A 22,154-nucleotide genomic window follows, 5' to 3' on the forward strand; every position below is an offset into this window, starting at 1 on the left:
GCCATGCAACAGCAGACTCATGACAACGTAATCCTGGAACTCACCGTACGCAACCATCCGGGCGTAATGACCCACGTCTGCGGGCTGTTTGCCCGCCGCGCATTCAACGTGGAAGGCATTCTCTGTCTACCGATTCAGGACAGCGACAAGAGCCGCATCTGGCTACTGGTCAATGACGATCAACGTCTTGAGCAGATGATAAGCCAGATCGACAAGCTGGAAGATGTGGTGAAAGTGGCCCGCAACCAGTCCGACCCGTCGATGTTTAACAAAATCACGGTTTTCTTTGAGTGAGTTAGTCGCCGTCTGAATCCGGGGTGATGACTTTGACAGAACCGTTCCGGCAGTGGGTTGCGTAATCTGCCGGCAACGGGCGATCGCTTATCAGTACGTCAAAAGTGGAGAGCGGGCCAATGCTGGCGGGGGCAACCTCATCAAACAGGGCGTGGCGGGTCAGCAGAATTTTGCGCAATCCGCGTTCCATCGCTTTGCGTTTGGTGGCCAGATCGTCCGGATTGAACCAGCTAACGCCGAAATGCTCATGGACTCCGCTGGCAGAGATAAACACTTTTCGTGGGTTGAGCGCATCCAGCGGAGAGGGATTGCTGGTGTCGTAAAAGGCATCACTTTTCGCCCGATAGGTGCCCCCGCAAAGAATCGCCGTGGCGTTGGGTTTTTCATTTAGCGCCACGAATACCCGGTGTGAGTAGCAAATTCCGGTAAAGGTAATATCGTCCGGGATCATGCTGACGACTAATGGCATTTCCGCACCATTATCAAAAAAGACCAGATCGTTTTCACTGACCAGTCCCGCGGCCAGAATGGCAACCGGTAAATCGTCGCGATGATACTGCTTTTGCACGGGGAGCGGAGCGTTAACGAGGGTGGCGGGCTTGTTCACCATCACGATGTAACCACCGAGTAGCGTAAGCGGCAATGGTTCGTCATCCTGGCTGAGATCCCGACGGATGGTCATCACGGAAACCTCCAGCATGCGCGCCGCCTCTTTCAGATGGATTCTGTCGGTCTTCTTCAACAATTCCATCAGACGTCGAATACGTTCTTTTTGCTTGGTTTCCATGCACACTCTCCACGAATCATGTTTTCATGTTCCTTCAGTAACATTTGTGTGTTTCTGGGAACATGACATTGCTGCATTACTATACGTCTGACCATTGGGAAATAAAAGCGTGTTTTTACACGTTTTATTGATTATAAGCAGCGAGTTTTCAGTCAATTGTAAGCAAGTTAATCATTTTGAGTGTGATAGAGACGCAACATTTAGCATAATAAATAAACAATAAAATGATCCTCCAATCGCGATCCTAGTCACAAATGATACGGAAGTAACATGATAATGTTATTTTAATATCATTGTTGTGTGATTGTTTCTGAGAGGTAGTAAAATGGATATCGCGGTTATTGGCTCCAACATGGTGGATCTCATCACCTACATCAACCAGATGCCCAAAGAAGGGGAAACGCTGGAAGCACCCGCCTTTAAAATTGGTTGTGGCGGTAAAGGGGCAAATCAGGCCGTTGCGGCTGCTAAGCTCAACTCCAAAGTGCTGATGCTGACGAAAGTCGGTGATGATATTTTTGCGGATAACACCATTCGTAATCTCGAATCCTGGGGGATTAATACGACCTATGTCGAAAAGGTACCCTGCACCAGCAGCGGCGTTGCACCGATCTTTGTTAATGCAAACTCCAGCAACAGCATTCTGATTATTAAAGGTGCCAACAAGTTTCTCTCCCCGGAAGATATCGATCGCGCGGCGGAAGATCTGAAAAAGTGTCAACTTATTGTCCTGCAGCTGGAAGTACAGTTGGAAACGGTTTATCACGCGATTGAATTCGGTAAAAAACACGGTATTGAAGTGTTATTAAATCCCGCCCCTGCATTACGGGAATTAGATATGTCTTATGCCTGTAAATGCGATTTCTTCGTGCCAAATGAAACCGAGCTCGAAATATTAACCGGTATGCCGGTGGATACCTATGACCATATTCGCGCCGCGGCACGTTCTTTGGTCGATAAAGGTCTGAACAATATTATCGTCACCATGGGGGAGAAAGGTGCTCTGTGGATGACGCGTGACCAGGAAGTCCATGTCCCGGCGTTTAAAGTGAACGCTGTCGATACCAGTGGCGCAGGTGACGCTTTCATCGGTTGTTTTGCCCACTATTACGTTCAAAGCGATGTCGAAGCCGCCATGAAAAAAGCCGCTCTCTTCGCTGCATTCAGCGTTACCGGGAAAGGCACTCAATCATCTTATCCAAGCATCGAACAATTTAATGAGTTTCTTACCTTAAACGAATAATACTCCTGCATTGTAAAAGGTAGCACTATGAACGATAAAAACATCATTCAGATGCCCGACGGCTATCTGAATAAGACGCCTCTGTTCCAGTTTATTTTGTTATCCTGTTTATTCCCTTTATGGGGATGCGCAGCCGCATTAAATGATATTCTGATTACGCAATTCAAAAGCGTATTTTCACTCAGCAACTTTGCTTCGGCATTAGTTCAGAGTGCCTTTTATGGCGGTTATTTTTTAATTGCGATTCCGGCATCTTTGGTGATTAAAAAGACCAGTTATAAAATCGCCATCTTAATGGGACTGACCCTTTATATTGTTGGCTGTACGCTCTTTTTCCCGGCATCGCACATGGCCACCTACACCATGTTCCTCGCGGCAATTTTTGCGATTGCGATTGGCCTGAGCTTCCTGGAAACTGCAGCCAACACCTACAGCTCCATGATTGGCCCAAAAGCGTATGCCACCCTGCGCCTGAACATCAGCCAGACCTTTTACCCCATTGGCGCAGCCGCCGGTATTCTGCTAGGTAAATATCTGGTCTTCTCTGAAGGCGAGAGTCTGGAAAAACAGATGGCTGGGATGAACGCGGAGCAGATCCACAACTTTAAAGTGTTGATGCTGGAAAATACCCTTGAGCCTTACAAGTACATGATTATGGTGCTGATTGTGGTGATGGTGTTGTTCCTGCTGACCCGCTTCCCGACCTGTAAAGTCGCGCAAACGGCGAGTCATAAACGTCCGTCAGCGATGGATACGCTGCGTTATCTGGCCAGCAATGCCCGTTTCCGCCGTGGGATTGTGGCGCAGTTCCTGTACGTGGGGATGCAGGTCGCGGTGTGGTCATTTACCATCCGTCTGGCGCTGGAATTGGGTGATATCAACGAGCGCGACGCCTCAACCTTCATGGTCTATAGCTTTGCCTGCTTCTTTATCGGCAAGTTTATCGCCAACATCTTGATGACACGCTTCAATCCGGAAAAAGTGCTGATCCTCTACTCCACCATTGGCGCACTGTTTCTGGTCTATGTTGCGCTGGCGCCAAGCTTCAGCGCCGTGTACGTTGCCGTACTGGTGAGCGTCCTGTTTGGACCCTGCTGGGCGACAATCTATGCCGGTACGCTGGATACCGTGGATAACGAACATACTGAAATGGCGGGAGCAGTCATTGTCATGGCGATTGTTGGTGCAGCGGTGGTTCCGGCAATTCAGGGCTATGTGGCCGATATGTTCCACTCGCTACAACTCTCGTTCCTGGTCTCCATGTTGTGCTTCGTGTACGTCGGTATCTACTTCTGGCGTGAAAGCAAAGTGCGCAATAACCTGGCTGAAGCGACTGTTTCCTGAGGAGAGCGATCATGACAACACGTATCATGCTGTGGCGGGAACTCTTTGCAGAGCATCCGCGAATCTTACTGAAGAATAGCGACTTCACGGTTACCGCATTTCGTTACGCCAGCGGTGTGGAAGGGCTGAAGGTAGAAAACAGTCGTGGACATCTGGTTATTCTGCCCTGGATGGGGCAGATGATCTGGGATGCTCAGTTTGACGGGCATGAACTGACCATGCGCAACATGTTTAGTCAGCCGAAACCGGCTGCGGAAGTGGTAGCGACTTACGGCTGCTTTGCTTTCCACTCGGGTATATTGGCTAATGGCTGCCCTTCGCCGGAAGATTCTCACCCGTTGCATGGCGAAATGGCCTGTGCCGCGATGGATGAGGCCTGGCTGGAGCTGGAGGGAGAGAATTTGCGCGTGAGCGGACGCTACGAGTATGTGATGGGATTCGGTCATCATTATCAGGCGCATCCTGCGGTGATTATGCGCAAAGCGAGTGCGCTGTTTGATATTCAGATGGCGGTCACCAACCTCGCCTCAGTGGCAATGCCTTTACAGTATATGTGCCATATGAACTATGCCTACGTACCGGAAGCGACCTTCAGCCAGAATATCCCGGATGAAGCCATGAAGCTGCGTGAGTCGGTACCCGCGCATGTTAAACCTACCGAGCAGTGGCTGGCGTTTAATCAGCGGATCATTCAGGGCGAGACCTCGCTGGGGCGCCTCAACGAGCCCGATTTTTACGATCCGGAAATCGTTTTCTTCGCTGACCAACTGGACCGATACACGGATAAGCCTGAATTTCGCATGATCGCACCTGATGGCACCACGTTCGTGACGCGTTTCTCCAGCGCGGAGCTGAATTATGTCACCCGTTGGATCCTCTATAACGGCGATCAGCAGGTGGCAGCCTTCGCCCTACCTGCGACCTGTCGCCCTGAAGGCTTCCTGGCGGCACAGCGAAAAGGCACGTTGATTCAGCTAGAACCGCAGCACACCCGCACATTTACCGTCACAAGTGGCATCGCCTGATCGCTCAAGGCTTAAACAGCAGCGCGTCGGAACACAAAATCCTTCAAGCTGCATAAGGCGGCAAGTCTGCTCACCTCAGAAGCTTACTCAAGTCAGTGACTGGGGTGAGCAGACCAAGCCAACGCAGAGGCTGCTTGAAGGATAAAGTGTATATCGTTAAGGTAAGCACGTTTTTTATCCCCCAGGACAGAACCCATGATCACCGTTGCCCTTATCGACGACCACACTATCGTCCGCTCCGGCTTTGCCCAGTTGCTGGGGCTGGAACCTTATTTGCAGGTTGTGGCTGAGTTCGGCTCAGGCAGTGAGGCGCTGGTGGGATTACCGGGACGTGGCGTGCAGGTATGTATCTGTGATATCTCGATGCCTGATATCTCCGGTCTTGAACTGTTAAGCCAGTTGCCAAAAGGGATGGCGATTATCATGCTCTCCGTCCACGACAGCCCCGCGCTGGTGGAGCAGGCGCTCAACGCGGGCGCGCGTGGTTTCCTTTCTAAACGCTGTAGTCCTGATGAGCTGATCGCGGCGGTGCATACCGTGGCGACCGGCGGCTGCTATTTGACGCCGGATATCGCCGTCAAACTGGCGGCAGGTCGTCAGGATCCACTGACCAAACGCGAACGTCAGGTGGCGGAGAAACTGGCGCAAGGCATGGCGGTAAAAGAGATTGCCGCCGAACTGGGCCTGTCGCCGAAAACGGTGCACGTGCATCGCGCTAACCTGATGGAAAAACTGGGCGTTAGCAACGATGTCGAACTGGCCCGCCGGATGTTTGACGGCTGGCAATGAACACGCTCTGTTCCCGGTTAATCACCGTTGTTGCCTGCTTCTTTATCTTCTCTGCCGCGTGGTTCTGCTTGTGGAGTATCAGCCTGCACCTGGTTGAGCGCCCGGAGCTGGCGGTACTGCTGTTTCCGTTTGGCCTGCGTCTGGGGCTGATGCTGCAATGTCCACGCGGCTACTGGCCGGTGCTGCTGGGTGCGGAATGGCTGCTTCTTTTCTGGCTGGCGCAGGAAGTAGCGCTGGCTCACTTGCCACTTTTGATGATCGGGAGCTTCCTCACGTTACTCCCGGTGATGCTGATTTCGCGCTACCGCCATCAGCGCGACTGGCGCACGCTGCTGTTACAGGGCGCGGCGCTGACGGCGGCGGCGTTGCTGCAATCGCTGCCCTGGCTTGGGCAAGGCGAAGAGGCGTGGAATGCCCTACTGCTGACGCTCACTGGTGGATTAACGCTGGCTCCGATCTGTCTGGTTTTCTGGCACTATCTTACCAGCACCACCTGGTTGCCGCTGGGCCCGGCGGTGGTGTCTCAGCCGGTGAACTGGCGCGGGCGGCATCTGGTCTGGTATCTGCTGCTGTTTAGCGTCAGCCTGTGGTTGCAGCTTGGTCTGCCCGATGAACTGTCGCGCTTCACGCCGTTTTGCCTCGCGCTGCCGATCATTGCGCTCGCCTGGCACTACGGCTGGCAGGGGGCGCTGATTGCCACGTTAATGAACGCCATTGCGCTGATTGCCAGCCAGACCTGGCACGATCATCCCGTCGACCTGTTGCTCTCCCTGCTGGTGCAAAGCCTGACCGGGCTGCTGCTCGGCGCGGGGATCCAGCGTCTGCGCGAGCTTAACCAGTCGCTGCAAAACGAATTAGCGCGCAACCACCGTCTGGCTGAACGCCTGCTGGAGACCGAAGAGAGCGTGCGCCGGGATGTGGCGCGCGAACTGCACGATGATATAGGTCAGACCATCACCGCCATTCGCACCCAGGCGGGCATTGTCCAGCGGCTGGCGCCGGAAAATGCAGGGGTGAAGCGCAGCGGGGCGCATATCGAACAACTTTCTCTTGGCATATACGATTCTGTGCGTCGTCTGTTGGGTCGTCTGCGTCCGCGCCAGTTGGATGATCTCACGCTGGAACAAGCGATCCGCTCATTGATGCGTGAAATGGAGCTGGAAAGCCGCGGCATCGTCAGCCACCTTGACTGGCGAATTGACGAATCTGCACTCAGCGAAAGTCAGCGGGTGACGCTGTTTCGCGTCTGTCAGGAAGGGCTGAACAACATCGTTAAGCACGCCAACGCCAGCGCGGTGACGCTTCAGGGCTGGCAGCAGGATGAACGGCTGATGCTGGTGATTGAGGACGATGGCAGCGGCCTGCCGCCGGGGTCGAATCAGCAGGGATTTGGCCTCACCGGGATGCGTGAACGTATTACCGCCCTCGGGGGATCGCTCTCGATTTCCTGTACGCACGGCACGCGGGTCAGCGTGTCGTTACCCCAGCGTTATGTGTAAGGAGCGGTCATGTTTTCGTTTTTAAAATCCCCAGTCAGCGCGCCGCTCATCACCGATAAGCGTGAAGTGGATGCCCTCTACCGCTACTGGCGGCGGCATATTCTGACCACTATCTGGCTCGGCTACGCGCTGTTCTATTTCACACGCAAGAGCTTCAACGCCGCCGTACCGGATATCCTCACCAGCGGCGTGCTGACCCGCAGCGACATTGGTCTGTTGGCGACGCTGTTTTACATCACCTACGGCCTGTCGAAGTTTGTTTCCGGTATCGTCAGTGACCGTTCCAACGCCCGTTATTTTATGGGGTTTGGGCTTATCGCCACCGGCGTGGTGAACATTCTGTTTGGCTTCTCCACCTCGCTCTGGGCTTTTGCGGTGCTCTGGGCGCTGAACGCCTTTTTCCAGGGCTGGGGATCGCCGGTCTGCGCGCGTTTATTGACCGCGTGGTATTCGCGTACCGAACGCGGCGGCTGGTGGGCGCTGTGGAATACTGCGCACAATGTTGGCGGGGCGCTGATCCCTATCGTGATGGCGGCGACGGCGCTGCATTACGGCTGGCGTGCCGGGATGATGATCGCCGGGCTGCTGGCGATTGTGGTGGGGGTTTTTCTCTGCTGGCGCCTGCGCGACAGGCCGCAGGCGATTGGTCTGCCGCCGATTGGCGACTGGCGCCATGATGAGCTGGAAATCGCCCAGCAGCAGGAAGGCGCAGGGCTGAGCCGTAAAGAGATCCTCACCCGCTATGTATTGCTGAATCCCTATATCTGGTTGCTGTCGCTGTGTTACGTGCTGGTGTACGTCGTCCGCGCCGCCATCAACGACTGGGGCAATCTGTATATGTCGGAGACGCTCGGCGTGGATCTGGTGACCGCCAATACCGCCGTGACCATGTTCGAATTGGGCGGATTTATCGGCGCGCTGGTCGCAGGCTGGGGCTCGGACAAACTGTTTAACGGCAACCGCGGTCCAATGAACCTGATTTTTGCTGCCGGAATTTTGCTCTCCGTGGGCTCGTTGTGGCTGATGCCGTTCGCCAGTTACGTGATGCAGGCGGCGTGCTTCTTCACCACCGGATTCTTCGTCTTCGGCCCGCAAATGCTGATCGGCATGGCGGCGGCGGAGTGCTCGCACAAAGAGGCAGCGGGCGCGGCAACCGGATTTGTCGGGCTGTTTGCCTATCTGGGGGCATCGCTTTCCGGCTGGCCGCTGGCGAAGGTGATGGAGGTCTGGCACTGGACCGGATTCTTTGTGGTGATCGCCATTGCGGCGGGGATATCCGCGCTGCTGCTGCTGCCGTTTTTGAACGCCCAGGCTCCACGCGAACTCAACGAAGCGTGATGCACCTCACCTTTTTGCCCCGAGTAGGGTAAAACTAAGAAATTTTCCCGGTTTCACCTGGACGCTGTCTCAGGCGCGTCCCCCGGCTGATTTTTACAATGCCTGCCATTCGCAGGTATAAAAATTAGCTCGGGAGTGTCAAATGCTGGCCTTTCTAAACCAGGTACGCAAGCCGACCCTGGATCTGCCGCTCGATGTGCGGCGCAAAATGTGGTTCAAACCGTTCATGCAGTCCTACCTGGTAGTCTTTATTGGCTACCTGACCATGTATCTGATCCGCAAAAACTTCAATATCGCGCAGAACGACATGATCTCCACCTACGGGCTGAGCATGACGCAGCTGGGGATGATTGGCCTGGGCTTCTCCATCACCTACGGCGTGGGTAAAACGCTGGTTTCCTACTACGCCGACGGCAAAAATACCAAGCAGTTCCTGCCGTTTATGCTGATCCTCTCCGCCATCTGTATGCTCGGCTTCAGCGCCAGCATGGGGGCGGGTTCAACCAGCCTGTTCCTGATGATCGCCTTCTACGCGCTGAGCGGTTTTTTCCAGAGTACCGGTGGCTCGTGTAGCTATTCCACCATCACCAAATGGACGCCGCGTCGCAAGCGGGGTTCTTACCTCGGCATGTGGAATATCTCCCATAACCTCGGTGGTGCGGGTGCGGCTGGCGTGGCGCTGTTTGGCGCCAACTATCTGTTCGACGGTCACGTCATTGGTATGTTTATCTTCCCGTCGATTATCGCCCTGATTGTCGGTTTTATCGGCCTGCGCTACGGCAGCGACTCCCCGGAGTCTTATGGCCTCGGTAAAGCTGAAGAGCTGTTCGGCGAGGAGATAAGCGAAGAGGACAAAGAGACTGAAGAAAATGAGATGACCAAATGGCAGATCTTTGTTGAATACGTGCTGAAAAACAAAGTGATCTGGCTGCTGTGCTTCTCCAACATTTTCCTGTACGTGGTGCGTATCGGTATCGACCAGTGGTCCACTGTCTACGCTTTCCAGGAGCTGAAGCTCTCCAAAGAAGTGGCGATTCAGGGCTTTACCCTGTTTGAAGTGGGCGCGTTGGTCGGCACGCTATTGTGGGGTTGGCTCTCTGACCTGGCTAACGGTCGTCGTGCGCTGGTAGCCTGCGTGGCGCTGGCGTTGATTATCGCGACCCTGGGCGTTTATCAGCACGCCAGCAACCAGTATGTCTATCTGGCTTCGCTGTTTGCGCTGGGCTTCCTGGTGTTTGGTCCTCAGCTGTTAATCGGCGTTGCAGCCGTCGGATTCGTACCGAAAAAAGCGATCGGCGCAGCCGATGGGATTAAAGGCACCTTCGCATACCTGATTGGTGACAGCTTCGCCAAGCTGGGTCTGGGGATGATTGCCGACGGCACGCCGATTTTTGGTCTGACCGGCTGGGCGGGCACGTTCGCCGCGCTGGATACCGCCGCCATCGGTTGTATCTGCCTGATGGCCATCGTGGCCGTGTTTGAAGAACGTAAAATTCGCCGCGAGAAAAAAATTCAACAATTGAAAGTCGCTTAAGTTAAGTGTGCATTGGTAACTTTTGCCCGCCTGGATGGCGGGCTTTTTTATGTCGCGGATCCATCCTGAATCGTGTTGATACGTTCAGTCGTCGACAGAGAGGAATTTGCCGTTATGATGGGCATCCTGTCTGGTAATGGATGTGCGCATGATTTGGATAATGCTGGCCACATTGGTCGTTGTTTTTATAGTGGGTTTTCGGGTGTTGACGTCCGGATCTCGACGGGCAATTCGCCGTCTGAGCGAGCGACTAAATATTGATGTTGTGCCGGTAGAGTCGATGATCGATCAGATGGGAAAAGTACAGGGTGAGGCTTTTTTACAGTACCTCCACCGCCCAGATGAATCGCATCTGCAAAATGCTGCCCAGGTGTTGTTGATCTGGCAAATCGTTATTGTCGACGGCAGTGAGTCGAATCTGCTGCAATGGCACCGTTGGCTGCAAAAAGCCCGATTGGCCACGCCGATTACTGACGCACAGGTGCGTCTGGCGCTTGGTTTTCTGCGCGAGATAGAGCCGGATATGCAGGAGTTTAATGCGTTTCAGATGCGCTATAACGCCTTTTTCCAGCCCGAAGATGGCGTGCACTGGCTACACTGACAGTCATGCCTGTTGGCGAATTAATTGTGCAAATATAAATTGATTTAATAGCTAATGGGCTATAATTTACCTATAGCTTATTAGCTATGAGGGATCGTTGATGTGGGAAGTGGAAACAACGGATGTTTTCGATAAATGGTTTGACGTACAGACCGAGGCGCTCAAGGAAGATATGCTCGCAGCGATGATGATTTTATCCGAGTATGGTCCTCAGTTAGGCAGGCCGTTTGCTGATACGGTAAATGCTTCTGCTTTTTCAAATATGAAAGAGTTGCGAGTGCAGCATCAGGGCAACCCGATTCGGGCGTTCTTCGTGTTTGATCCTTCTCGCCATGGCATCGTGTTATGCGCTGGCGACAAAACAGGGTTAAACGAGAAGAAATTCTATAAAGAGATGATCAGGCTTGCTGACGCTGAGTACCGAAATCACCTTAATAAGTAAGGAAAATTATGGCGACGCTTAAAGAATTGATGGCGAAACAAAGCCCGGAAAGCCAAGAGCGCATTGCTGAAAAAGTAGAAGTGCTACGTCAGGTGATTGCGTTAAATATGTTACGGGAAGAACTGAATCTCTCTCAGGCGGAACTTGCCTCGGCAATGGGCGTTAAGCAGCCAACAATCGCAAAAATGGAACAGGCGGATAACGATCCTCGTCTGTCGACGCTTAAGCGTTATGTCACGGCGTTAGGTGGCGAACTGAGCATTGATGTTAAGTTACCGACAGGTAAAAGAGTCGCGTTTCATCTTTAAAAATCCGTGTGGCCTGGATTTTGTGTTAGATGAAAGTAGTTGCCAAAACGTTAAATGCGTCACAAATTTAGTGTTACACTGCGTAACTTATTCTGCAATAACCCCACGCAGGTAACAAAATGAGTGAAGCTGTTGAACAAAAATCCCGCGCTGAGGCAAATGCCCGACCGAACTGGTCGGCGGTATTCGCCGTGGCGTTCTGCGTTGCCTGCCTGATAACCGTTGAGTTTCTGCCCGTTAGCCTGTTAACGCCGATGGCGCAGGATCTGGGGATTTCTGAAGGTGTTGCCGGACAATCGGTGACTGTGACGGCATTTGTTGCCATGTTCGCCAGCCTGTTTGTGACGCAAATTATCCAGGCGACCGATCGTCGCTACGTGGTGATCGTGTTTTCGGTGCTGCTGACGCTCTCCTGCCTGTTGGTTTCCTTTGCCAACTCTTTTTCACTGCTGCTCATTGGCCGCGCCTGTCTCGGTCTGGCGCTTGGCGGATTCTGGGCGATGTCGGCGTCGCTGACCATGCGTCTGGTGCCCGCCCGTACGGTACCGAAAGCGCTGTCGGTGATTTTTGGCGCGGTCTCTGTCGCGCTGGTGATTGCCGCGCCGCTGGGGAGTTTTTTGGGCGGTATTATCGGCTGGCGCAACGTGTTTAATGCGGCGGCGGTAATGGGCGTGCTGTGCACGATTTGGGTGGTGAGAGCGCTGCCGTCGTTGCCAGGTGAACCTTCGCATCAGAAACAAAATATGTTCAGCCTGCTGCAGCGCCCGGGGGTGATGGCCGGGATGATTGCCATCTTTATGTCCTTTGCCGGACAGTTCGCCTTCTTTACCTATATTCGCCCGATCTATATGAATCTGGCAGGCTTTGAAGTTGATGGCCTGACGTTGGTGCTGCTGAGTTTTGGTATCGCCAGCTTTGTCGGGACGTCGCTCTCCTCGGTGGTTCTGAAGCGCTCGGTCAAACTGGCCTTAGCCGGTGCGCCGCTGGTGCTGGCGCTTAGCGCGCTGGTCCTGATCCTGTGGGGTAGCGACAAAGTTGTGGCGGCAGGTATTGCGATTATCTGGGGCCTGGCGTTTGCGTTGGTTCCGGTCGGCTGGTCGACGTGGATCACCCGATCGCTTGCCGATCAGGCAGAAAAAGCCGGATCCGTCCAGGTCGCCGTGATCCAACTTGCCAATACCTGCGGGGCAGCGGTGGGAGGCTATGCGCTCGATAACCTCGGACTGCTTTCACCCCTGATGCTTTCCGGCAGCCTGATGCTGCTGACGGCGCTTCTGGTCACGATGAAGGTCAGAATACAGTGAGATTGTTGCCTGATGGCGCGCAGCTTTCAGGCAACACCGTTATCTGACGACTGAATCAATCAAAACCATTGTTTTCGGCGGTATGGGCAAACCATTCGCCGCTTTTCTTCACCGTACGTTTTTGCGTATCTAAATCTAACTGGACAAAACCGTAGCGGTTTTTATATCCGTTGAGCCAGGACCAGTTATCAATAAAGGTCCACATATGGTAGCCAAGACAATTACACCCTTCGCTAATGCCTTTATGTAGCCATTTAAGATGCGCGGAAACAAATTCAATACGGTAGCTGTCGTTGATTAGGTCCTGCTGAATAAAACGTTGCTCATTTTCGACACCCATGCCGTTTTCAGAAATAAAACAGCGCGGGTTGCCGTAGTTATCACGCAGATTAGTAATAATATCGTAAATACCTGGCTCGTAAATTTCCCAGCCACGGTAAGGGTTCATTTTACGCCCCGGCATTTCGTAATAATCAAACAGCCACTCCGGCATAAACGGCGCGTCAGGATTGACGGCAGTATCACGACATTTCACACGGCGCGGCTGATAATAATTAATACCGAGCAGGTCGATTTTGCCATCGGCGATGAGCTGACTGTCAGCCTGGCTGACATGCTGGGAGTTGATCGTACTCTTTTAGCAGCGCTATCAGATCCGCCGGATATTCACCTTTTAGCACCGGGTCAAGGAAGCTGCGGTTAAACAGCAGATCCGCATGGTGCGCAGCTTTTACATCTGCCGGGTGTTGTGAGCGCGGATAAGAGGGCGTTAAATTCAGGATCACACCGATTTCACCGTCATAACTTCCGGCGTGGTACGCGCGTACCGCCGTGGAATGCGCCAGTACGGTGTGATACGCCACGGTGGCCGCGCGTTTGAAATCCACCACATTAGGGTAATGGAAGTCATACAAATAGCCGCCTTCTACCGGGACAATCGGTTCGTTAAAGGTGAACCAGTGCTTCACCCGATTGCCGAACAAGGTAAAACAGGTTTGTGCGTAGCGACCAAACGCCTCAACCACATCACGGTTTTCCCAGCCACCTTTCTCCTGCATCACCATCGGCATATCAAAGTGAAACAGGGTGATAAATGGCGTAATGCCTTGCGCCAGCAGCTCATCGATGACGTTGTTATAGAAATCAACTGCCTGCGGGTTGACGTCGCCAGTACCGTCCGGGATCAGTCGTGACCAACTGATTGAAGTGCGGAAGCTGTTGTGCTTCAGCTGTTTGAGCAGTGCGATGTCCTGTTTCCAGTGCTGATAAAAGGTCGAGGTGTTCGCCGGGCCAACCCCCTGATGGAAACGCCCTGGCTGGCGGTCGAACCACACGTCCCATGTCGTCTGGCTTTTGCCGCCGTTCAGACTATCCCCTTCGGTTTGCAGCGCCGAGCAGGCACTGCCCCACCAAAAGTTTTCGGGAAAACGGTATCGCATTATCTTGCTCCTTGATGTGTTTCATTTCCCTACACAATAGGCGATTTTGCAAAACAGAAACCGGTTACAGCACTCGTTTTTCAATGCGATAGTTACAAATCCGGGCATTCAACTTTGCCCAGCGCTTCCCAGTAGTTGTTCTGATTGTTTCTTTGTATTGCCAGAATGGCTTCGCGGATGTGTTGCTGATTACGCGTATCAGCCATAATCGTTTTTTCCCACACCTCATCCGATGGCGACCCCTGCGGGGTACAAATCTTGCGTAAATCCTTCAATACGGTGTTTTTTTCATGAACGGACTGTAGAGAGCCATAAGCCGAATCGGCCTGCGCCAAACCCGGCAGCATGAAAAGAATGGCAATAAGCGGTAAAACGGCTTGTTTCATGATAATAATCCTTGTTGTCGATGCGCATCATCTCAAGAGTAAGTGTAGACGGCATGCGCCTCACTCATCAGCCTGTGTTAATTTCTAAAAAGAAAATCAGCCAGAAGTTTTAGTTTTTCAGGAGGATAGGATGCAAATACAGATTACAGATACCATTACTGAAGACGATCAAAATGCTCTGCTTGTTGGATTGCGCGCCTACAATCGCCAGTTCCTGAGGACCACCAATTTTGGCGACCTGGCGGTGTACTGGCGCGATGAGCACAATGAAATACTGGGCGGGCTGATCGGTAAAATCAAAGGCGAATGGCTGTGCATTGATTTCCTGTGGATGCATGAATCGCTGCGTAAAGGCGGTTACGGCACAAAGTTGATGCAGGCCGCTGAACAGACGGCGCGTGAGAGAGGATGCCTGCATGCGCTGGTGGACACGATGAGTTTCCAGGCGCTGCCGTTTTATCAGAAAAACGGCTATCAGTTGCAAATGACCCTCGATAACTTTCCAGAAACCGGTTCCGCGCGCCATTATTTGTCGAAAACGTTTTGATGACCGGAAGGACTGCAAAAGGGATGAGCTAACGGCACATTCCGACTCATTTTCCTTTTCGCATTATGCTTTTTTCTTCTTGCTGATGCTTTTTCGTTTTTTAAACCGCAGCGGCCTTCCCGCTATAGTCATTTCATTACTCATCAGGCGGTTATTGCAAAAGGAAAAAACGTGAAACTGAAGATACCTTATTTCGGGGCTGGGGCGGCGTTATTACTGGCGGGATTATTGCTGGCAGGATGCGATCAGCAGAATAATGATGCAAAGCATATTAAAGTGGGCGTGATTAACGGCGCGGAGCAGGATGTGGCGGAAGTCGCGAAGAAAGTCGCTAAAGAAAAATATGGCCTGGAGGTGGAATTGGTGGGGTTTAGCGGTTCTCTGCTGCCCAACGATGCTACTAATCATGGTGAGCTGGATGCCAATGTCTTCCAGCATCGTCCGTTCCTTGAACAAGATAATAAAGCGCACGGCTATAAGCTGGTAGCGGTGGGCAATACCTTTGTGTTCCCGATGGCGGGTTATTCGAAGAAAATCAAAACCGTTGCTGAACTAAAAGACGGTGCGACGATTGCGATACCTAACGATCCGACCAACCTTGGGCGGGCGCTGTTGCTGCTACAAAAAGAGAAGTTAATCACTCTGAAAGCGGATACCGGCCTGCTGCCAACGGCGCTGGATATTACGGATAATCCGCGACATCTGAAAATTATGGAACTGGAAGGGGCGCAGCTACCGCGCGTGCTGGACGATCAAAAAGTGGATGTGGCGATTATCAGTACCACCTACATCCAGCAAACCGGGCTTTCTCCGGTACATGACAGCGTATTTATCGAAGACAAAAATTCACCGTACGTGAACATTCTCGTGGCGCGAGAAGACAATAAAGATGCCGAGAATGTGAAAGAATTCCTGCAATCTTATCAGTCACCGGAAGTGGCGAAGGCGGCAGAAACTATCTTTAACGGCGGCGCAGTTCCGGGCTGGTAATCGTCACCCGTTGCCGCGCCAGTTGGGGTTAAACCGCTCTGGCGCGGCGACGTGAGTCCATTGAGATAAGCACGACCGATGAGAGGATCAAAAGCGTACCCAGCCAGTCTGGCAGGGTAAAGGTGATGCCTAACAGCAGCAGGGACAGCAACGCACTGCTCAACGGTTCCGCGCAGCTTAAAATGCTCGCTTTCGGTCCGCCAATCATCTGCGCGCCTTTCAGGTACAGGCTAAACGTGAGTGACGTGCCGATGACCACCAGATAGAAAAACGCCAGAATTAAACTGCCATTCACCACGAAATGAGTTCCCTGCCCGGCATAGAACGGCAGTAGGATCATTCCACCGATTAACATACTCCAGCCGACGACTGGCAACGTGCCGTAGCGCGCGATGAGCGTTGAGGGGTAGGTGGTATAGAACGCGGCGGCAAACGCCGAGGCTATTCCCCAAAACAGCGCGGCAGCTGAGATAGATAACGACGTCGGATTACCGTGGGTGACCAGTAAGAAAGTACCGATGAGCGAGGTGAAGATCGCCGTCAGCACTAAAACCCCCGGCCGCGCTTTGCGCACCACGGAGAACCACGCCACGATAATGGTCGGTGACAAAAATTGCAGCACCGTCGCGGTGGCGGCGTTGGATTTTTCGATGGTCAGCAGGAAGGTTAGCTGTACGGTGAGTGCCCCGACCACGGAAAAAATCAGCAGGCTGATGGCGTCCTTGCGGTTTTTGATAATGGAGAACACGTTGTCGCCATGAACGAAAGAGAGCATCAGCAGAATGAGCCCCGCGAAAATCAGGCGCGTCATGGTCAGAAACTGCGACGACATCTGGCTTTGTTCCATGATGTACTGCGCGCAAACGCCTGAACTTCCCCATAATACGGCGGCAATCAGGACGTTCATCATCCCTCTTCTGGTGGAACTCATCTTTCCCTCTGCATGTTGTTTTGTTTTATTTGTGTGCAGGCATCATAGCAGAGATAGCGAAGCGAGTGAGACATGACGGGCACAGCCCCCCACACCGCAGGGGGCTTCGGCAGTCATCTTACGGCGCAATCGGCGTCAGATAATCCAGTCGTAGCGGTTCGGCCAGCAGCTCGTTCATTTGCAGAATAAACGTCTGGAAATGGGGCAGGGCGATATGCTCGTCCAGACCGGCCTGACCGCGCCAGGATTCACGAACGTAGAAGACATCCGGTGTGTCGCGCAACTGGAACAGGGCATACTCAATATTGCCCGGCTCCTGGTGCGTGGGCAGCAGCAGAGCCTGCAGCGCCTGTTTCAGTGCGTCGATTTTCCCCGGTCTGGCTTTCAGTACCGCAATAATTGAAATCACCTCTGAATCAGACATGTTAAAACCCCTCCAGCACAATCTTGCCGACTGAACGACCGGTTTCAATTTGCGCGTGCGCTTTTTGCAGATTCGCCGCGTTGATTGCGCCAAAATGCTCGCCCAGCGTGGTGCGAATGGTGTTGTCATCGATCAACTGTGCCACGCGGGTTAATAGCTGATGCTGCGCAATGATGTCGTGGGTGGTAAACATCGAACGGGTAAACATAAATTCCCAGTGCAGCGAAATGCTTTTGGCCTTCAGTGGACGTGCATCGAGGGTTTGCGGATCGTCAATCAGCGCCAGTTTGCCCTGCGGCGCCAGGGCGGCAATAATTTGCGGGTAGTGCTGCTCGGTATTGTTCAGGCTGGCAACGTGCGTCACCTCTTTAATGCCTATCCGAGCCAGCTCTTCCATCAGTGGCTTGCTGTGGTCAATCACATGATGAGCGCCTGCTTCACGTACCCATTTCTGGCTCTGTGGACGTGAAGCGGTACCGATGACTGTCATTTTGGTCAGCTTACTGGCCAGTTGTGTCAGGATAGAACCGACGCCGCCAGCAGCGCCAACAATCAATAACACATCATTTTCATTGCCATTTTCCTCAACGCCCAGGCGGTCGAACAGCATTTCCCAGGCGGTGATGGCGGTCAGCGGCAGTGCCGCAGCAGAAGCGTTGTCCAGCGATTGCGGCTTCAGCGCGGTAATACGTTCATCAACCAGCTGAAATTCACTGTTACTGCCAGCACGACCCAGCGCACCGGCATACCAGACTTCATCGCCAGGAGCGAACAGGGTGACTGCTTCACCCACGGACTTCACTACGCCAACGGCGTCCCAACCCAGCACGCGGGGCACATCAGCGTTAAAACCTTCGCGGACCTTGGTATCAACGGGATTGACGGAAATGGCCTTCACTTCAACCAGCAGATCGTGCCCGGAGGCGACGGGCATGGGCAGGTCAATCTCTTGTAAAAATTCAATGTTACTGCCGTCGGTTGCGGCGCGGGTAATAGCGATGGCTTTCATAATCTCTCCGGTTAATAAACCTTCTATCTGTTGAATAATTCGATGGTAAACCGGTAGCAGAACGGGAAAAATAGCCCTTCGGCGACAGGACTTATACTCGGGGAGTGAAAATGTTCCGGCTTGAAGATCTCACGTTGTTTGTCCGCGCCGCGGCGCTGAATAGTTTTAGCGATGCCGCACGCGAAGTCGGCGTTCAGCCTGCTCAGGTCAGTTCTGCTATTAAGCGCCTGGAATCTACGCTGGCTATCCGCTTGTTCGCCCGCTCCACGCGCAGTCTGCGCCTGACGCCGGAAGGTGAGGTCTGGCTACCCTATGCCCGCCAGATGCTGGACGTGATGCATGCCGGACTGCAAAAAATTCAGACCCCGGAAGATGAAGTTTCAGGCACGCTGCAAATCGCCGTACCTTCCGATCTCGGTCGGAACCTACTGCTGCCGGTCTTTCAGTCGTTTCGACGCCGCTATCCCGCGCTGCGCCTGCGGATTTTTTTCTCCGACCAGGTGACGGATGTCTTTAAAGACCCCGTCGATGTGGCGTTTCGCTATGGCAACACCGAAGACGCATCTTACATTGCGCTGCCTGTCGCACCGGGTAACCGACGCGTGCTGGTGGCATCACCGGAATGGGTTGTGCAAAACGGCGCGCCGCAAACTCCGGATGATTTAACACAGCTCAACGCCATGACCTTCGTCTTACGCGGACGCCTGCACGATCGCTGGACGTTTACGCATAACGGCGAGATTAGCAGTGTGCAGGTTAACGGCACCATTATGAGCGACGATGCTGAAGTAATCCGACGGCTGGCGATTGCCGGAGAAGGCATCGCATACAAGTCGTGGCTGGATGTCAGCGAGGATGTGCGTGATGGACGATTGCAGCTACTGATGCCTGATTACCTGGGCGAGAAAGCCCCGCTAAATATGATTTGCCCACATCGTAAGCAGCTTTCAACGGCTGTCCGTCTGCTGCATGACGCCGTGAAGGCGCGGTGTGACACGTTGACGCAAAGCTAATAAGTACTTTGCGCCAGCATGTCATCGTGTCGTTACTCAGTCTTTTTTCGCAGCGTTTGCGAAGAAGATATCAGACTGAATGTCTTTAGTGCGGATGGTAAAGAGCTGATTAGTCAGATCTTCCGTCAGCTTCTCGGCATCGGCCATGATGCGCAAGTTGAAGTCATTCAGCATCTTATCTGCGGCAGGTTTATCGGTTTTTGCCATCTTCAGATATTTTGCTTCGACCTCTTTTTGCTCCTTCGCCACTTTATCTTCCCATGCTTTGTAGGCTTTTTTGACGATTGGCGCGAGCTTCGGATAATCGGTCATCGTCAGCGTCTGTAACTTACGGTATTTCCAGTAAATGGACTGATCGTCCGCTTTATCGGTACCCATCGTATAGTTTGCCGGATACGCTTTCAGGCCGCTGTAGTACGGAACAAACGCGGTGAGGTCGGCCATACCCAGACCAATGTAGGTCGTTTCACCAATCTCTTTTGGCAACCACGGACGGACCTGCATCACGTGCGCTTCATAGGTGCGGAAGACGCTAACCGGACGCCATGGCTCTTTGCCGTTCAGACCGTTGGTGTACGGATCATGGCTGGTGCCTTCGTAATGGTTACGCAGCACGGCCTTCACATCGTCCAGCGTCATCTTCTTCTCTGGTGTCATGAACACCGGGAATTCGCGCCCTTTGGCCATATCCTGATTTACGGAAGGATTGAACTCTTTCTGGATGGTCCATACGCGAGGATCGTTATACGTGCGGTCACGCTCATCATCACGGGTATAGGCTTTGGAGAAGTTGAATTTGCCATCTTTTGCCGGTTCGTACAGACCTTTTTCGGTCGCAAATTGAATCAGGTTTTTTGATGCCATCATGTCCGGGTTTTTAGGGTCGTAATCCTGTAAGCGGCCCTGATTACCGGTGGCAAAATACTGGTTATTCGGCAGGCGCTGCGCCATCCACTGGTGACCGCTGCCGGTTTCCAGGTACCAGATTTCGTTATCGTCGACGACGGCCACGCCAAAACCTTCCCCAGCGCCGACAGTCTCAACGATATGACCCAGTAGCGCCACGGCTTCACGCGCGGTTTTGCTCTGGGACAACAGAATATCCGGGATATCATCTTCGGTGATCCCTTTATCCTCAACGTAGGGGTCGGCAGCCAGCGCTTTTGCTGAGGCAAAAATAGATTCTGTACCGCTCACGCCAACGCCCAATTCGTTAAATCCGGTCGCGCCGTGCAGTTGGGTTTTCCAGTTTGGAACGGTGGTATAACGCAGAGAGTTTTTGGGTAGTGGCCAGGTAAAGTCATTCGCGCCATTATGTGCTTTGGTGCTGTATACCCCGGTCTGATTCTGCTTGGCCGGATGAATGACAAAATGCTGCGCTTTCAGGGCATCACTGTCAGCGCTACGGGCTACCAGCATGGAGCCGTCCGCTGATGCTTCATTACCGACCAATAGGGTCGTACAAGCAAAACCTGATGAAACAACGGCCAAATTTATAGAAAGTGCAATCAGGCACTTTTTAAAAGTAAACATTACGTATCCCTCATATGTACGCCAAAAATACACCGGAAACACACCGTTTCCTGAAATGCGATAACGCCTGAACGCTCAGACATTGCTCGCGAGAGAGATAAACGCCCCTGTCCACGTCTTCTCCAAATATCCATCCGTAGGTTGAAGTCTTCTGGGCAAAATAAAACGCCCATTTCGCTTAATTATTGCGCAATGGATATCGTGGTATTCAGGATGTTTCCTGATTCGGGATGAAGAATAGCAATGGGATATGAGTGGATTCAGTGACCCATGTCGCGTAAGTCGATGATGGCAAATATGAATTCTATTGAAGGGGGCGTGCTTTTTGTATCCGGATATGACGTTACCTTTTGCGGCAATACAGCGAGGGGACATTTGAGCTGGCAAAAATCCATGCGCCCTTATACTCCTCCATGACCAGGCAGAGGGCTGAATTATGTTTCACTGTCCGTTCTGCAAAAAGACCGCGCACGTCCGTACCAGCCGGTATCTGTCGGAAAACGTCAAACAGCGTTATCACCAGTGTACCAATATTGAATGTTCGGCCACTTTCCGCACCATTGGGTCGGTTGACGGTGTGATACGTGCCGCACCCGAGAAACCCGACCCCGCGCCGGTGACGCCACCGCCGCTGCGTAAAGTACAGGGCTGCTACAGCTCGCCGTTCCGGCATTAATCAGGAGAGAGACACGTGAACACTATGACCATACAGCAGGCCTTTGAGGCCTGTCAGACGAACAAAAATACCTGGCTGAAACGTAAAGCCGAACTGGCAGACCTTGAACGGGAATACCGTGAACAACTCCTTGCCGGTGACGAACAAATCCCGCGCAGAATGCAGGATTTGCGCGACAATATCGACGTGAAAAAATGGGAGATTAATCAGGCCGCCGGTCGCTGTATCCGCTCACATGAGGAGGTGCAGCACATCAGCATCCGCAACCGGCTCCATGACTTTATGCAGCAGCATGGCACGGAGCTGGCCGCCACGCTGGCACCTGAGCTGATGGGGTATAACGAACAGCTTCCCGCAGTAAAACAGAGCGCCATGCAGCACTCGGTTGATTATCTGCGTGAAGCCCTGTCGGTGTGGCTGGCCGCCGGAGAAAAAATTAATTATTCCGTGCAGGACAGCGACATTCTAACGGCTATCGGATTCAGGCCTGATGCGACTTCGCGGGATGATAATCGCCAGAAATTCACCCCGGCACAGAACCTGATTTACACCCGCCGACGTGCAGAACTGGCCGCACGGTAGCACGCAAAAAATCCGCGAAAATTCCGCTATTTTTCCCGAAAAAAGCCATGCATCCATAAGGTGCATGGTTTTGCATGCAAATCCCCGTATTTTGTTTTCCCCACCGCGCCAGTACC

General features: G+C 53.0%; 23 protein-coding genes and 1 pseudogene. 17 read left to right on the forward strand and 7 right to left on the reverse strand.

What is annotated here, in order from left to right:
• Positions 1-3: 3 nt before the first annotated feature.
• Positions 4-294, forward strand: a complete 291-nt coding sequence (gene ilvN / locus HVZ39_RS00150) for an acetolactate synthase small subunit (protein ID WP_003023914.1) — start codon at positions 4-6, stop codon at positions 292-294.
• A 1-nt stretch (position 295) separates the two neighbouring features.
• On the opposite strand, the gene HVZ39_RS00155 is transcribed toward ilvN, so the two are convergent.
• Positions 296-1,081, reverse strand: a complete 786-nt coding sequence (locus HVZ39_RS00155) for a DeoR family transcriptional regulator (RefSeq protein ID WP_047415709.1) — start codon at positions 1,079-1,081, stop codon at positions 296-298.
• A gap of 325 nt (positions 1,082-1,406) precedes the next feature.
• On the opposite strand from HVZ39_RS00155, the gene rbsK reads away from it, so the two are divergent.
• The 11 genes from rbsK (at position 1,407) to nepI (ending at position 12,508) form a co-directional block, all read left to right on the forward strand.
• On the forward strand, positions 1,407-2,324 hold the full coding sequence (gene rbsK / locus HVZ39_RS00160; protein WP_181633084.1) for a ribokinase: 918 nt from the start codon (positions 1,407-1,409) through the stop codon (positions 2,322-2,324).
• Positions 2,325-2,351: 27 nt separating this feature from the next.
• Positions 2,352-3,668, forward strand: coding sequence for an L-fucose:H+ symporter permease (gene fucP / locus HVZ39_RS00165; protein WP_181633085.1), 1,317 nt, complete (start codon positions 2,352-2,354; stop codon positions 3,666-3,668).
• Positions 3,669-3,679: 11 nt separating this feature from the next.
• Positions 3,680-4,693: an aldose 1-epimerase family protein gene (locus HVZ39_RS00170; RefSeq protein ID WP_181633086.1), complete on the forward strand. Its 1,014-nt coding sequence runs from the start codon at positions 3,680-3,682 to the stop codon at positions 4,691-4,693.
• A 195-nt stretch (positions 4,694-4,888) separates the two neighbouring features.
• On the forward strand, positions 4,889-5,482 hold the full coding sequence (gene uhpA / locus HVZ39_RS00175) for a transcriptional regulator UhpA (protein WP_181633087.1): 594 nt from the start codon (positions 4,889-4,891) through the stop codon (positions 5,480-5,482).
• On the forward strand, positions 5,479-6,981 hold the full coding sequence (uhpB, locus tag HVZ39_RS00180; RefSeq protein ID WP_181633088.1) for a signal transduction histidine-protein kinase/phosphatase UhpB: 1,503 nt from the start codon (positions 5,479-5,481) through the stop codon (positions 6,979-6,981). Before uhpA ends, uhpB begins: the two co-directional genes overlap by 4 nt.
• A 9-nt stretch (positions 6,982-6,990) precedes the next feature.
• The gene (locus HVZ39_RS00185) at positions 6,991-8,319 is read left to right on the forward strand and encodes an MFS transporter (protein ID WP_094168875.1); all 1,329 of its coding nucleotides are present in this window, start codon (positions 6,991-6,993) and stop codon (positions 8,317-8,319) included.
• Positions 8,320-8,461: 142 nt separating this feature from the next.
• Positions 8,462-9,853: a hexose-6-phosphate:phosphate antiporter gene (uhpT, locus tag HVZ39_RS00190; protein ID WP_003023929.1), complete on the forward strand. Its 1,392-nt coding sequence runs from the start codon at positions 8,462-8,464 to the stop codon at positions 9,851-9,853.
• A 148-nt stretch (positions 9,854-10,001) separates the two neighbouring features.
• A complete protein-coding gene (locus HVZ39_RS00195; RefSeq protein ID WP_181629548.1) occupies positions 10,002-10,454 on the forward strand; it encodes a DUF1198 domain-containing protein in 453 nt (150 codons plus the stop codon).
• Positions 10,455-10,554: 100 nt separating this feature from the next.
• Positions 10,555-10,896, forward strand: coding sequence for a type II toxin-antitoxin system RelE/ParE family toxin (locus HVZ39_RS00200; RefSeq protein ID WP_016157800.1), 342 nt, complete (start codon positions 10,555-10,557; stop codon positions 10,894-10,896).
• A gap of 8 nt (positions 10,897-10,904) precedes the next feature.
• Positions 10,905-11,204, forward strand: coding sequence for a helix-turn-helix transcriptional regulator (locus HVZ39_RS00205; RefSeq protein WP_016157799.1), 300 nt, complete (start codon positions 10,905-10,907; stop codon positions 11,202-11,204).
• Between the two features lie 119 nt (positions 11,205-11,323).
• The gene (nepI, locus tag HVZ39_RS00210) at positions 11,324-12,508 is read left to right on the forward strand and encodes a purine ribonucleoside efflux pump NepI (protein ID WP_016155040.1); all 1,185 of its coding nucleotides are present in this window, start codon (positions 11,324-11,326) and stop codon (positions 12,506-12,508) included.
• Between the two features lie 55 nt (positions 12,509-12,563).
• On the opposite strand, the pseudogene HVZ39_RS00215 reads toward nepI, so the two are convergent.
• Together HVZ39_RS00215 and HVZ39_RS00220 are read right to left on the reverse strand one after the other, a co-directional pair.
• A pseudogene (locus tag HVZ39_RS00215) lies at positions 12,564-13,947 on the reverse strand (glycoside hydrolase family 1 protein).
• 92 nt (positions 13,948-14,039) lie between these two features.
• A complete protein-coding gene (locus tag HVZ39_RS00220) occupies positions 14,040-14,333 on the reverse strand; it encodes a YicS family protein (protein WP_019078023.1) in 294 nt (97 codons plus the stop codon).
• A gap of 130 nt (positions 14,334-14,463) precedes the next feature.
• Between HVZ39_RS00220 and HVZ39_RS00225 the strand changes: the two genes are divergently transcribed.
• Positions 14,464-14,880, forward strand: coding sequence for a GNAT family N-acetyltransferase (locus tag HVZ39_RS00225; protein WP_181633089.1), 417 nt, complete (start codon positions 14,464-14,466; stop codon positions 14,878-14,880).
• 171 nt (positions 14,881-15,051) lie between these two features.
• Positions 15,052-15,870 (forward strand): lipoprotein NlpA, encoded by an 819-nt coding sequence (gene nlpA / locus HVZ39_RS00230; protein ID WP_016157795.1) that lies wholly within the window; start codon positions 15,052-15,054, stop codon positions 15,868-15,870.
• A 28-nt stretch (positions 15,871-15,898) separates the two neighbouring features.
• Here the strand turns inward: nlpA and HVZ39_RS00235 are convergent, their stop codons facing one another.
• The 3 genes from HVZ39_RS00235 to HVZ39_RS00245 form a co-directional block, all read right to left on the reverse strand.
• Positions 15,899-16,801 carry a carboxylate/amino acid/amine transporter gene (locus HVZ39_RS00235; protein WP_016155035.1) on the reverse strand — a complete coding sequence of 301 codons (903 nt, stop codon included), beginning with the start codon at positions 16,799-16,801 and terminating at the stop codon, positions 15,899-15,901.
• Between the two features lie 118 nt (positions 16,802-16,919).
• The gene (locus HVZ39_RS00240) at positions 16,920-17,225 is read right to left on the reverse strand and encodes a putative quinol monooxygenase (protein WP_016155034.1); all 306 of its coding nucleotides are present in this window, start codon (positions 17,223-17,225) and stop codon (positions 16,920-16,922) included.
• Position 17,226: 1 nt separating this feature from the next.
• Complete coding sequence (locus tag HVZ39_RS00245; RefSeq protein ID WP_016155033.1) at positions 17,227-18,234, reverse strand: zinc-binding alcohol dehydrogenase family protein; 1,008 nt, start codon at positions 18,232-18,234, stop codon at positions 17,227-17,229.
• Between the two features lie 110 nt (positions 18,235-18,344).
• Here HVZ39_RS00245 and HVZ39_RS00250 point away from each other — a divergent pair, with 110 nt between their 5' ends.
• Positions 18,345-19,247 (forward strand): LysR family transcriptional regulator, encoded by a 903-nt coding sequence (locus HVZ39_RS00250; RefSeq protein WP_181633090.1) that lies wholly within the window; start codon positions 18,345-18,347, stop codon positions 19,245-19,247.
• A 36-nt stretch (positions 19,248-19,283) separates the two neighbouring features.
• On the opposite strand, the gene HVZ39_RS00255 is transcribed toward HVZ39_RS00250, so the two are convergent.
• The gene (locus HVZ39_RS00255) at positions 19,284-20,780 is read right to left on the reverse strand and encodes a C69 family dipeptidase (protein ID WP_016155025.1); all 1,497 of its coding nucleotides are present in this window, start codon (positions 20,778-20,780) and stop codon (positions 19,284-19,286) included.
• A 436-nt stretch (positions 20,781-21,216) separates the two neighbouring features.
• Between HVZ39_RS00255 and HVZ39_RS00260 the strand changes: the two genes are divergently transcribed.
• Both HVZ39_RS00260 and HVZ39_RS00265 read left to right on the forward strand, forming a co-directional pair.
• On the forward strand, positions 21,217-21,456 hold the full coding sequence (locus tag HVZ39_RS00260) for an ogr/Delta-like zinc finger family protein (RefSeq protein ID WP_181633091.1): 240 nt from the start codon (positions 21,217-21,219) through the stop codon (positions 21,454-21,456).
• 15 nt (positions 21,457-21,471) lie between these two features.
• Positions 21,472-22,038: a phage polarity suppression protein gene (locus tag HVZ39_RS00265; RefSeq protein ID WP_181633092.1), complete on the forward strand. Its 567-nt coding sequence runs from the start codon at positions 21,472-21,474 to the stop codon at positions 22,036-22,038.
• Positions 22,039-22,154: the final 116 nt, after the last annotated feature.

Origin of the sequence: Citrobacter sp. RHB35-C21, assembly GCF_013816515.1 — a bacterium.
In the GTDB taxonomy this organism is placed as follows: domain Bacteria; phylum Pseudomonadota; class Gammaproteobacteria; order Enterobacterales; family Enterobacteriaceae; genus Citrobacter; species Citrobacter braakii.

Excerpts from the sequence above, each read along its gene's own strand:
- HVZ39_RS00255 (WP_016155025.1), bottom strand. The coding sequence starts at position 20,780 with ATGTTTACTTTTAAAAAGTGCCTGATTGCACTTTCTATAAATTTGGCC.
- HVZ39_RS00240 (WP_016155034.1), bottom strand. The coding sequence starts at position 17,225 with ATGTCTGATTCAGAGGTGATTTCAATTATTGCGGTACTGAAAGCCAGA.
- HVZ39_RS00170 (WP_181633086.1), top strand. The coding sequence starts at position 3,680 with ATGACAACACGTATCATGCTGTGGCGGGAACTCTTTGCAGAGCATCCG.
- fucP (WP_181633085.1), top strand. The coding sequence starts at position 2,352 with ATGAACGATAAAAACATCATTCAGATGCCCGACGGCTATCTGAATAAG.
- HVZ39_RS00225 (WP_181633089.1), top strand. The coding sequence starts at position 14,464 with ATGCAAATACAGATTACAGATACCATTACTGAAGACGATCAAAATGCT.
- HVZ39_RS00235 (WP_016155035.1), bottom strand. The coding sequence starts at position 16,801 with ATGAGTTCCACCAGAAGAGGGATGATGAACGTCCTGATTGCCGCCGTA.
- HVZ39_RS00185 (WP_094168875.1), top strand. The coding sequence starts at position 6,991 with ATGTTTTCGTTTTTAAAATCCCCAGTCAGCGCGCCGCTCATCACCGAT.
- nepI (WP_016155040.1), top strand. The coding sequence starts at position 11,324 with ATGAGTGAAGCTGTTGAACAAAAATCCCGCGCTGAGGCAAATGCCCGA.
- uhpB (WP_181633088.1), top strand. The coding sequence starts at position 5,479 with ATGAACACGCTCTGTTCCCGGTTAATCACCGTTGTTGCCTGCTTCTTT.
- ilvN (WP_003023914.1), top strand. The coding sequence starts at position 4 with ATGCAACAGCAGACTCATGACAACGTAATCCTGGAACTCACCGTACGC.
- HVZ39_RS00250 (WP_181633090.1), top strand. The coding sequence starts at position 18,345 with ATGTTCCGGCTTGAAGATCTCACGTTGTTTGTCCGCGCCGCGGCGCTG.
- HVZ39_RS00195 (WP_181629548.1), top strand. The coding sequence starts at position 10,002 with ATGATTTGGATAATGCTGGCCACATTGGTCGTTGTTTTTATAGTGGGT.
- uhpT (WP_003023929.1), top strand. The coding sequence starts at position 8,462 with ATGCTGGCCTTTCTAAACCAGGTACGCAAGCCGACCCTGGATCTGCCG.
- HVZ39_RS00245 (WP_016155033.1), bottom strand. The coding sequence starts at position 18,234 with ATGAAAGCCATCGCTATTACCCGCGCCGCAACCGACGGCAGTAACATT.
- HVZ39_RS00260 (WP_181633091.1), top strand. The coding sequence starts at position 21,217 with ATGTTTCACTGTCCGTTCTGCAAAAAGACCGCGCACGTCCGTACCAGC.
- uhpA (WP_181633087.1), top strand. The coding sequence starts at position 4,889 with ATGATCACCGTTGCCCTTATCGACGACCACACTATCGTCCGCTCCGGC.
- rbsK (WP_181633084.1), top strand. The coding sequence starts at position 1,407 with ATGGATATCGCGGTTATTGGCTCCAACATGGTGGATCTCATCACCTAC.
- HVZ39_RS00205 (WP_016157799.1), top strand. The coding sequence starts at position 10,905 with ATGGCGACGCTTAAAGAATTGATGGCGAAACAAAGCCCGGAAAGCCAA.
- HVZ39_RS00220 (WP_019078023.1), bottom strand. The coding sequence starts at position 14,333 with ATGAAACAAGCCGTTTTACCGCTTATTGCCATTCTTTTCATGCTGCCG.
- HVZ39_RS00200 (WP_016157800.1), top strand. The coding sequence starts at position 10,555 with ATGTGGGAAGTGGAAACAACGGATGTTTTCGATAAATGGTTTGACGTA.
- HVZ39_RS00155 (WP_047415709.1), bottom strand. The coding sequence starts at position 1,081 with ATGGAAACCAAGCAAAAAGAACGTATTCGACGTCTGATGGAATTGTTG.